This window comes from Paractinoplanes tereljensis, assembly GCF_016862435.1.
Taxonomy (GTDB): domain Bacteria; phylum Actinomycetota; class Actinomycetes; order Mycobacteriales; family Micromonosporaceae; genus Actinoplanes; species Actinoplanes tereljensis.
Genome location: NZ_BOMY01000025.1, coordinates 162,769 through 172,689 on the forward strand (window position 1 = coordinate 162,769; position 9,921 = coordinate 172,689).

Genomic DNA, 9,921 nt, shown 5'->3' on the forward strand with positions numbered 1-9,921 from the left:
CCGACCGGGAGATATATGACCTTTGTCGGGTCAAGATCGGTGGGCCGTGTTGTCGCTATCAGATACGTTCCGTATCCTTGCGAACCTCCGGAGTGCGCGGCTGACCGTTCAGCCGCGCCATTTGTGCAGGTGGGGCAAGATCTAACGACGTGCCCGCCTCCGGAGCCCGGCGCCGGCCGGGTCTCGAGGACCGCTGATCGCCGCGCCGGGGGGTGTGGCTGAGGGAGCGACGATGGCCAAGGCAACCGAAACCAGGACCGCCTCGACCGCCAAGGCCGCTACGCAGCGGACCCGCAGCGCGGCCGAGACGGAGACGATCCGGGTCGCGCTGACCGAGCGTCTGGACGAGCTGCAGACGGAGTACGACCAGTCGATCACCGAGCTCACCGAGCTCCAGCGGGATCGGCTGGCCGACTCGGCCGGGGACGACCAGGCCGACACCGGCAGCAAGACGCTCGAGCGTGAGCAGGAGATCACTCTCGCGAACAATCTGCTCGAGCGGATCAATCAGGTGGAGCGCGCCATCGACCGGGTCGGCGAGGGCAACTACGGTTGGTGCGAGCGGTGCGGCAACGCGATCCCGGTCGAGCGACTGGCGGCGTTCCCCTCCGCGACTCTCTGTGTGTCCTGTAAGCAGTTGGAGGAACGACGCTGAACGCCGACGAGGCAGCGGGCGCAACGGTCGTGGGCGAGCCGGAGCCGGGTTCGACACCCCGCTTCAGCGGCCGGGCCGTCGCCGTGCTGGGCGCTACCGCGGTGCTCGCCGTGGCGCTCGACCAGTGGGTCAAGTGGCTGTCCACGGAACACCTGACCGAGGGCGAGCCGGTACGCATCCTGGGCGGGCTGATCTACCTGTCGCTGCTGCGCAACAGCGGCGCCGCCTTCAGCCTGGGCCAGAACCACACCTGGGTCTTCCCGGTGATCACCCTGGTGGTGATCGGCTGGATCGTCTACATGGCCACCCGGCTGCGGTCGGTGCCCTGGGCGGTCTCGCTCGGACTGGTGCTCGGGGGTGCCTTCGGCAACCTCGGCGACCGGCTGTTCCGCGCGCCCGGCCCGTTCCACGGGCACGTGGTCGACATGATCAGCCTCTTCGCGCCGTACGCCGAGAAGTTCGCGGTCTTCAACATCGCCGACAGCTGCCTCACCGTGGGCGTCTGCCTCGCCGTACTTCTGGAATTGACCGGACGTCAGCGCGACGGCCGCAAGGTCGTTCGCAAGAAAGTTGAATCAGCGTGACCCAGCGCTCCCTGCCGGTGCCCGACGGGTTGGACGGCATGCGGCTCGATCAGGCCGTCTCCCGGCTCTTCGGGCTGTCCCGCACCGCCGCCGCCACCCTGGTCGAGTCGGGTGACGCGCTTGTCGACGGCTATCCCCGGCCGAAGTCCGACAAGGTCGCGGCCGGCTCCTGGCTCGAGGTCACCCTGCCCGCGCCGATCGTGGCGCCGGTGGTGGTCGCCGAACCGGTGACCGGCCTGACCATCGTCTACAGCGACGACGACATCGTGGTGGTGGACAAGCCGGTCGGGGTGGCCGCCCACCCGAGTCCGGGCTGGACCGGCCCGACCGTCATCGGCGGCCTGGCCGCGATGGGGCAGAACGTCGCGACCAGCGGCGCCGCCGAGCGCCAGGGCATCGTGCACCGGCTCGACGTCGGCACCACCGGGCTGATGGTGGTGGCCAAGAGCGAGATCGCCTACAGCGTCCTCAAGCGGGCCTTCAAGGAGCGCGAGGTGGACAAGCGTTACCACGCCGTGGTGCAGGGCCACCTCGACCCGCTGCGCGGCACCATCGACGCCCCGATCGACCGGCACCCCACCGCCGACTACAAGTTCGCGGTGATGAACGGCGGTAAGCCCAGCGTCACCCACTACGACACGCTCGAGGCGTTCCGCTCGGCCAGCCTGATCGACGTGAAGCTGGAGACCGGCCGCACCCACCAGATCCGGGTGCACTTCTCGGCCATGCGGCACCCGTGCGTCGGCGACCTCACCTACGGTGCCGACCCCACCCTGGCGGCCCGGCTCAAGCTGAACCGCCAGTGGTTGCACGCCCGAGAATTGGGGTTCATCCACCCCCGAACGCACGATGAGGTTCGGTTCGTCAGCGAATACCCTGACGACCTGAAGTACGCGTTGGACGTCCTTCAGGATGCGAGCTGATTCGGGGAGCAGTGTGGTGCCCGCCGGAGGAGTGCGGGAGCCGATGGTGGACCGCGGGGCAGTGATGCGAGTGCTGAGCGGACTGGCCGTGGTCGCGGCCGCCGTTCTGGTGCTCGGCATCATCTGGGCCACCCGCCGGGAAGCTGTGCCGCCCGGCGGCGATCCGGGCGACGTCGTGCGGGTCGGTGTCGTGCAGGGCCAGACCGTCGGTGGCTACCTGCACTCCAGCGCGACCGAGCTGGCCGCGCTCTCCGATCCCTCGGCGCCCGCGTCCGGCGACACCTGGGCGCTGGTGAGCCTGACCGACTACGTCCCGCCGGGTGCGCTGGGCCCGCTGTTCGAGGGGGCGGCGGTGGCGCAGGTCTACGCCCGGGTGCCGATCGCCGGGGCGCACACCCAGGTGGTCCGGATCCCGGTCTTCCGGCTCTCCTCCGACGTGCTGGCCGGGATGCTCGACGCGGCCCTGCAACGCGATCAGGAGCAGGCCGAATACGAGCAACTGGGCCGTCGGCTGGGCGGCGACGACGCGAACCGGCGGGCCCGGGCGGCGTACGAGTCGGCGGCGCGGACGGCCCGGAACGAGGCCGACGCGTACCGGTCGGGGTGTGCCTGTGTCTTCGCGGCCGTGGTCCGCGCTGCTCCGGCCGCGTTGCAGGCGGTCGCGGCCCGGACCGGGGTGCGCAGCGTCGATCCGGCGCCCGAGGTCCGGGAGCTCGAGCGGGCCGAGTTCCGGCCGCCGCAGCCGGAACAGGAGGGCACGATCCCGGCGGAACCGAGCGGATCTCCGATTCCTGTGCCAAACGGCGGTTCTGCCATTGCCTCGCGCACGCCCGCGCCGATAATCTCTTCGTCCGGAGCGCCTGTGACATCCAACTCACCGGCAGTCTCCGATCCCTCGCCTGATTCGTCAGCCACGGCACCGGAGGAGCGCACTGCCGTGCCCTCAGCAACAGACGTGAGCGCTGCTCAGGGCGTGCCGAGTCCTTGACGAACACATCTCCAGCGCCATCCGGCCGTTAGATTTCTCGTCCGCGAAACGTACGGTTGGCCAGTCGAGCACGACCATTGAGCCGTTGTTCGATCAAGGAGAACAATCAGGGTTGGTCGCTCGGGCAGTGGCCCGAACAGGGTTCGCTCCGTAGCCTGTCATGGGCGTAGCACGAGCCGTGGAATCACCGGAAGTAAACCGGAAGTAACGTGCAGGGAGGACGAGCCGTGGATGGGACCGAGACCGGCTGGGGCCGGCCTGCGGAACCAGCCCCGCGTTGGCGGGCGCTGCTCGATCGTGCCCGGCACGGCGCACGCGCCGCCGCCGAGGAAACCGAACCGGAGCAGGACGCACCGCAGGCGCCGCCGCAGCAGTTCGGCCAGCCGCTGCCGACCCGCCGGCCCTACAACCCGCTCGACCCGCGCGCCCAGCAGCCGCCGCAGCCGCACGACCGGGCCTACGAGCAGCGGGCGCCCGAGCAGCAGTTCGATCCCCGGCCGATGCCGCAGCGGCCGATCAACCCGCTCGACCCGCGCCATCAGGTCCGTCAGCCGCCGCCGGCCCCGCCGGTTCCGGCTCCGGCGCCACCGGCCGAACCCAACGGGAACGGCCGCCGGGGCGCTCCCGAGCAACCGCACAGCTACTTCAGCCCGGCTCCGGCCCGGTCCGCCCCGGTGGCGCCGCCGGCCCCGCCGCAGCGTGACTATCCGCAGATCCGGGCGTCCGCCGCGGCGCCGGTGCGGCCACCGGCCCCGGCTCCCGTTCCCGCGCCGGCCCCGACCTCACCGGCCGGTGCCCGCATCGAGTGGCGGCAGACCGAGCCGGCCGGCGAGATGGACCGCGCCGTCGCGGTGCTGCGCCGCAAGCTCGGCAAGCCGCGCGTGCTGGCCTTCGCCAACCCCAAGGGCGGCGTGCACAAGACCACCGCCACCGTGCTGGCCGCGGCCACCATCGGCAGTGTCCGCGGTCGCGGCGTGCTCGCCTGGGACGACAACGAGCTGCGCGGCACGCTCGGCCTGCGGGCCGGCAGCGCCCGGCACGCCCGCACCATCAAGCACCTGCTCGCCGACCTGATGCAGATCGAGAACCTGCACGGGGACGGCCTGCTCAGCGAGCTCGACGCCTACCTGCGGCACGCCTCCGACGGCTCCTACGACGTGCTGGCCGGCGAGGAGAACCCGCGCTTCGCCCAGCGGCTCGACCAGGGCACCGTGCGCCGGGTGATGGACCTTTTGCGCCGCACCCACGACGTGATCTGCGTCGACACCGGCAACAACGTGGAGAGCGTCAACTGGCAGACCGTGATGCGCCAGGCCGACCAGCTGGTGATCACCACGGTGCCCCGCGAAGATGCGGCGTTCACCGCCGACTGGATGCTCGACGTGCTCGACGAGAGCGGCATGGGCGATCTGGTGGCCAACGCCGTGACGTTGATCTCCTGTCCGTCGCCCGGGCCGCTGCCGATGCTTGCCGATTTCGCCAAGCACTTCGCCACCCGCACCCGCGCGGTCGCGGTCGTGCCCTACGACCCGTCGCTCGAGGTGGGCTCCTCGATCGAGTACCAGGATCTCCAGCCGGAGACCAAGCAGGCGTGGCTCAAGGCCGCCTCGCTGATGATCGAGCCCTTCGCCGAATAGGCACCGCGCGCCCCTCGAATCTTGTCGGGGGGTCGGACTAGAGTCGCTCGGGTCGTCATAACTTAAGGGGGCCCCGGGTGTCTGACTCGTTCGTGCATCTACACGTGCACACCGAGTATTCGATGCTCGACGGAGCTGCCCGGGTCAAGGAGCTGCTCGCCGAGGCCAAACGGCTGGGCATGCCGGCCGCGGCGATCACCGACCACGGCAACATGCACGGCGCCTACGACTTCTACAACCAGGCCAAGGCGGCCGGCATCACCCCGGTGATCGGCGTCGAGGCCTACGTCGCCCCCGAGTCGCGGCTCACCAAGAGCCGCATCAAGTGGGGCCGCCCCGAGCAGAAGAGCGACGACATCTCCGGCAACGGTGCGTACACCCACATGACCATGTGGGCCCGCAACGCGGTCGGCCTGAAGAACCTCTTCCGGCTCAACTCGCGGGCGTCGATGGAGGGCCAGCTCGGTAAATACCCGCGGATGGACTTCGACATCATCGCCGAGCACGCCGAGGGCATCATGGGCACCACCGGCTGCCCGTCCGGCACCGTGCAGACCCGGCTGCGGCTCGGCCAGTTCGACGAGGCGCTGAAGTCCGCCGCGAAATACCAGGAAGCCCTCGGCAAGGACAACTACTTCCTCGAGATCATGGACCACGGTCTCTCGATCGAGAAGCGGGTCCGCGACGGGCTGCTCGAGATCGGTCAGAAACTCGGCATCAAGCCGCTGGTGACCAACGACTCGCACTACGTCCACGAGGCGCAGTCCGAGGCGCACGACGTGCTGCTGTGCGTGCAGACCGGCAGCAACGTGGCCGACCCCAACCGGTTCCGCTTCGACGGCAACGGCTACTTCGTCAAGTCGGCCGACCAGATGCGCGCGGTCGACTCCTCCGAGGCGTGGCAGGAAGGCTGCCGCACGACGCTGCTGGTGGCCGAGCGAGTCGACATCGAGGGCATGTTCACCTTCAAGAACCTGATGCCCCGGTTCCCGATCCCGGACGGCTACACCGAAGAGGAATACTTCCGGCACGTCGCCTACGAGGGCCTGCACCGCCGGTTCCCGGACGGCATCCCCGACACGCACGTCAAGCAGGCGGAATACGAGCTCGGCATCATCATCCAGATGGGCTTCCCGTCCTACTTCCTGGTGGTCGCCGACTTCATCCAGTGGTCCAAGAACAACGGCATCGCGGTCGGCCCGGGTCGTGGTTCCGCGGCCGGCTCCCTGGTGGCGTACGCGATGGGCATCACCGACCTCGACCCGCTGCCGCACGGCCTGATCTTCGAGCGGTTCCTCAACCCCGAGCGCATCTCGATGCCCGATGTCGACATCGACTTCGACGAGCGCCGGCGCGGCGAGGTCATCAAGTACGTGACCGACCGCTGGGGCGAGGACAAGGTCGCGCAGATCGCCACGTTCGGCACGATCAAGGCGAAGGCCGCGATCAAGGACTCGGCCCGGGTGCTGGGTTACCCCTACTCGGTCGGCGACCAGATCACCAAGGCCATGCCGCCCGACGTGATGGGCAAGGGCATCACCCTCGGTGGCATCTTCAACAAGGACGACAAGCGGTACAGCGAGGCCGGCGAGGTCCGCAGCCTGTACGAGCAGAACCCCGACGTCAAAAAGGTGATCGACACCGCGCGCGGGATCGAGGGCCTGATCCGGCAGACCGGTGTGCACGCGGCCGGCGTGATCATGTCGGCCGAGCCGATCATCGACCACATCCCGCTGATGCGCCGGGCCGCCGACGGCGTGATCATCACGCAGTTCGACTACCCGACCTGCGAGACGCTCGGCCTGCTCAAGATGGACTTCCTGGGTCTGCGAAACCTGACGATCCTCGACGACGCCGTCAAGAACATCAAACTCAACCACAGCCTCGACCTCGACCTGCTGGCGCTGCCGCTGGACGACCAGGCGGCCTACGACCTGCTGGCCCGCGGTGACACGCTGGGCGTGTTCCAGCTCGACGGCGGGCCGATGCGGTCGCTGCTGCGGCTGATGAAGCCCGACAACTTCGAGGACATCTCCGCGGTCCTGGCGCTCTACCGGCCGGGCCCGATGGGCGTCGACTCGCACACCAACTACGCGCTGCGTAAGAACAAGCTGCAGGACATCACGCCGATCCACCCGGAGCTCGAGGCACCGCTGCGGGAGATCCTGGAGCCGACCTACGGCCTGATCGTCTATCAGGAGCAGGTGCAGCGGGCCGCGCAGATCCTGGCCGGCTACAGCCTCGGCCAGGCCGACCTGCTCCGCCGGGCGATGGGTAAGAAGAAGAAGGAGATCCTCGACAAGGAGTTCGGTCCGTTCCAGCAGGGCTGCATGGAGCGGGGCTACTCCAAGGAGGCCATCCAGGCGGTGTGGGACGTCCTGGTCCCGTTCGCCGGCTACGCGTTCAACAAGGCGCACTCGGCGGCGTACGGCCTGGTCTCCTACTGGACGGCCTACCTCAAGGCGCACTACCCGGCGGAATACATGGGTGGTCTGCTCACCAGCGTCGGCGACGACAAGGACAAGATGGCGATGTACCTGGCCGAGTGCCGGCGCATGGGCATCCAGGTCCTGCCGCCCGACGTCAACGAGTCGGCCGGCCCGTTCACCCCGGTCGGCAAGGACATCCGGTTCGGTCTCGCCGCGGTCCGCAACGTCGGGCACAACGTGGTCGAGGCGGTCGCCCGGTGTCGCCAGGAAAAGGGTAAATACCAGGACTTCTACGACTTCCTGTCGAAGGTGGACGCGGTCGCCTGCAACAAGAAGACGATTGAATCGCTGATCAAGGCCGGCGCCTTCGACTCGATGGGGCACAGCCGCAAGGGCCTGCTCGCCGTGCACGCCGAGGCGATCGACGCGTACGCGGACGTCAAGCGCAACGAGGCGGCCGGCCAGTTCGACCTGTTCGGCGCGTTCGGGGACACCGACGGCGGCAGTGCCGCCACGGTCGCGATGCCGACCATCACCGACAGCGAGTGGGACAAGCGCGACAAGCTGGCCTTCGAGCGCGAGATGCTCGGACTCTACGTCTCCGACCACCCGCTCGCCGGCCTCGAAGGGCTGCTGGCCAACGCGGCCGACACCACCATCGCCGCCCTCAACGAGGAGGGCTCGGTCCCCGACGGGCAGATCGTCACCCTGGCCGGCATCCTCACCGGCGTGCAGCGGCGCATCACCAAGCAGGGCCGGGCGTGGGCGTCGGCCACCCTGGAAGATCTGGCCGGTGGGGTCGAGGCGCTGTTCTTCCCGAACACCTACGAGGTGATCGGGCAGTACATCGCCGAGGACGCGATCGTGGTGGTCAAGGGCCGGGTCGACCGTCGCGACGACACCCCGCGCATCATGGCGATGGACATGTCGCTGCCCGACGTCACCCACAACCCGGACAGCAAGCCGGTCACCCTGACCATGCCGATCACCCGGTGCACCCCGCCGCTGGTGTCGGAGCTGAAGGAGATCCTGATCAGCCACCCGGGCGACTCCGAGGTGCACGTCCATCTGCAGAACGGCAGCCGCACCACGGTCCTGCGGCTGGGTGCGGTGCGGGTGGCGCCGACGCCCGCGCTGCGCGCCGACCTGAAGATGATTCTCGGTCCGTCCGCGGTCGCCTGAGCCGTGCCCGGGGCCGATCGCGACAGTTGCCCGGCGAACCTGGCAGGATCGTAGGGTGAATCCGAGTCAGGAGCCGGCGCAGCCGCCCGATGAACCGGTCGGTTACGGCCTGGCCCACCCGTTCGGCCCCGAGGGCGAGAGCCCCGAGGCGACCGGTCCGGAGCCCTGGTGGACGCTGAGCCGCACCCCGCGCCGGCCGTGGCGGCGCACCGCGCTGGTCGCGACCCTCGCCGCGGTCGTGGTGTTCGTGCTCGGCGCCCCGTTCGGCCTGCTGTGGGCTTGGCTGGCGCCGGCCGTCCCGGTCGTGCAGACCGGCACCGACATCGTCATCAACGACTCCTCCCCCGAGGAGTACATCGCCGCCGACGGTTGGTACACGTTGCTCGGCCTGGGCTTCGGCCTGCTCGTGGCGATCGTCGCCTGGCTGCTGCTGCGCCGCGACCGTGGCCCGTTCCTGCTGCTCGGCGTGGTGGTCGGCACGCTCGGCGCCGGTTACCTGGTCGGCCCGTGGATCGGCGAGATGATCGGTCGCGACGACTACCGGCGCTGGAGCGAGACCGCGGCCAAGGGTGCCGCCTACCTGGCCCCGCCCGAGGTGCACTCGACCGGGCCGCTGCTGGTGCCGGCGTTCGCGGCGGCGATCGTGCTGACCCTGCTGGCCGGCTGGTCCAACGACCCCGACCTCGACCAGCCGGGCGCGAAGCCCGGTTACGGGCCCAACGCGGCCGCCCAGGAGGACGCCTGGCCCGACCTCGAAGAGGCCGAGCCGGGGCGCCCGTCGGTCAGTTAGGGCTGGCCGGGCGGGCCAGGTCGGACAGCGGCACCGGCACCGCCCGCACCCGGGCCAGCAGGCCGGCCTCCCGGTTGAGCAGTTTCAGCTCGGCGCGCAGCCGGCTGGCGGTGTCGGGCGCGGCCAGCAGCAGCTGCCGCTCGTCGATGGTCAGCTGGGCGGTGGCGGCGATCAGATGGGACAGCACGGTCGGGTCGCCGGGCACCGCGTCGAGCGCCTCGGAGTCGGGGCGCAGCAGATCGAGATAGGTGCGGAAGGCGGCGAGGGCCCGCGGGGCCAGCTGGGCGGCGGTCTCGTCGGCGGACTCCTCGGGGAGCCACTCGATGCCGGCCGTCAGGTAGGGCTCGGGGCCCTGCCGGACGTCGAGGATGGTGAACCGGCGCCGGCCCACGGTCATGATGTCGAACCGGCCGTCGGGCAGCTCGGTGACCTGACGCAGCTCGGCCGTGCACCCCACCGGGTAGAGGTCGTCGGCCTTGATCGGTGGTGGTTCGGGGGCCGGGTCGTCCTCGGACTCGGGGGAGGGCGCCTCCACCCCGCGGCGGAGGGTCACCACCCCGAACTCGTGCGGGCCGTCCTCGGTGCTGGCCACCAACTCGCGGACCAGCGAACGGTAACGCTCCTCGAAGATGTGAAGGGGGAGCACAAGGCCGGGAAACAGCACCGTACCCAGGGGGAATACTGGTAGCCGCTCGCTCACGACCTCAGCCTATCGGCACCTTCACCATGGTCA

8 protein-coding genes are annotated in these 9,921 nt (G+C 69.8%); 7 read left to right on the plus strand and 1 reads right to left on the minus strand.

What is annotated here, in order from left to right; all coding sequences use genetic code 11:
- Positions 1–232 precede the first annotated feature (232 nt).
- The 7 genes from Ate02nite_RS19725 (at position 233) to Ate02nite_RS19755 (ending at position 9,188) form a co-directional block, all read left to right on the plus strand.
- Positions 233–655, plus strand: a complete 423-nt coding sequence (locus Ate02nite_RS19725; protein ID WP_203807571.1) for a TraR/DksA family transcriptional regulator — start codon at positions 233–235, stop codon at positions 653–655.
- A gap of 29 nt (positions 656–684) precedes the next feature.
- Positions 685–1,239: a signal peptidase II gene (gene lspA, locus Ate02nite_RS19730; RefSeq protein ID WP_203807573.1), complete on the plus strand. Its 555-nt coding sequence runs from the start codon at positions 685–687 to the stop codon at positions 1,237–1,239.
- Between the two features lie 38 nt (positions 1,240–1,277).
- Positions 1,278–2,162, plus strand: a complete 885-nt coding sequence (locus Ate02nite_RS19735) for an RluA family pseudouridine synthase (RefSeq protein WP_239147540.1) — start codon at positions 1,278–1,280, stop codon at positions 2,160–2,162.
- A gap of 43 nt (positions 2,163–2,205) precedes the next feature.
- Positions 2,206–3,150: a hypothetical protein gene (locus Ate02nite_RS19740; RefSeq protein WP_203807575.1), complete on the plus strand. Its 945-nt coding sequence runs from the start codon at positions 2,206–2,208 to the stop codon at positions 3,148–3,150.
- A 227-nt stretch (positions 3,151–3,377) separates the two neighbouring features.
- Entirely contained in the window at positions 3,378–4,787 is a 1,410-nt protein-coding gene (locus Ate02nite_RS19745) for a MinD/ParA family ATP-binding protein (protein WP_203807577.1), read from the plus strand.
- A gap of 77 nt (positions 4,788–4,864) precedes the next feature.
- The gene (gene dnaE / locus Ate02nite_RS19750) at positions 4,865–8,398 is read left to right on the plus strand and encodes a DNA polymerase III subunit alpha (protein WP_203807579.1); all 3,534 of its coding nucleotides are present in this window, start codon (positions 4,865–4,867) and stop codon (positions 8,396–8,398) included.
- 55 nt (positions 8,399–8,453) lie between these two features.
- Positions 8,454–9,188 (plus strand): hypothetical protein, encoded by a 735-nt coding sequence (locus Ate02nite_RS19755; protein ID WP_203807581.1) that lies wholly within the window; start codon positions 8,454–8,456, stop codon positions 9,186–9,188.
- Here Ate02nite_RS19755 and Ate02nite_RS19760 read toward each other — a convergent pair.
- The gene (locus Ate02nite_RS19760; RefSeq protein WP_203807583.1) at positions 9,181–9,888 is read right to left on the minus strand and encodes an LON peptidase substrate-binding domain-containing protein; all 708 of its coding nucleotides are present in this window, start codon (positions 9,886–9,888) and stop codon (positions 9,181–9,183) included. The genes Ate02nite_RS19755 and Ate02nite_RS19760 overlap by 8 nt on opposite strands.
- Between the last annotated feature and the right edge of the window lie 33 nt (positions 9,889–9,921).

Excerpts from the sequence above, each read along its gene's own strand:
- Ate02nite_RS19740 (WP_203807575.1), top strand. The coding sequence starts at position 2,206 with ATGGTGGACCGCGGGGCAGTGATGCGAGTGCTGAGCGGACTGGCCGTG.
- Ate02nite_RS19735 (WP_239147540.1), top strand. The coding sequence starts at position 1,278 with ATGCGGCTCGATCAGGCCGTCTCCCGGCTCTTCGGGCTGTCCCGCACC.
- Ate02nite_RS19725 (WP_203807571.1), top strand. The coding sequence starts at position 233 with ATGGCCAAGGCAACCGAAACCAGGACCGCCTCGACCGCCAAGGCCGCT.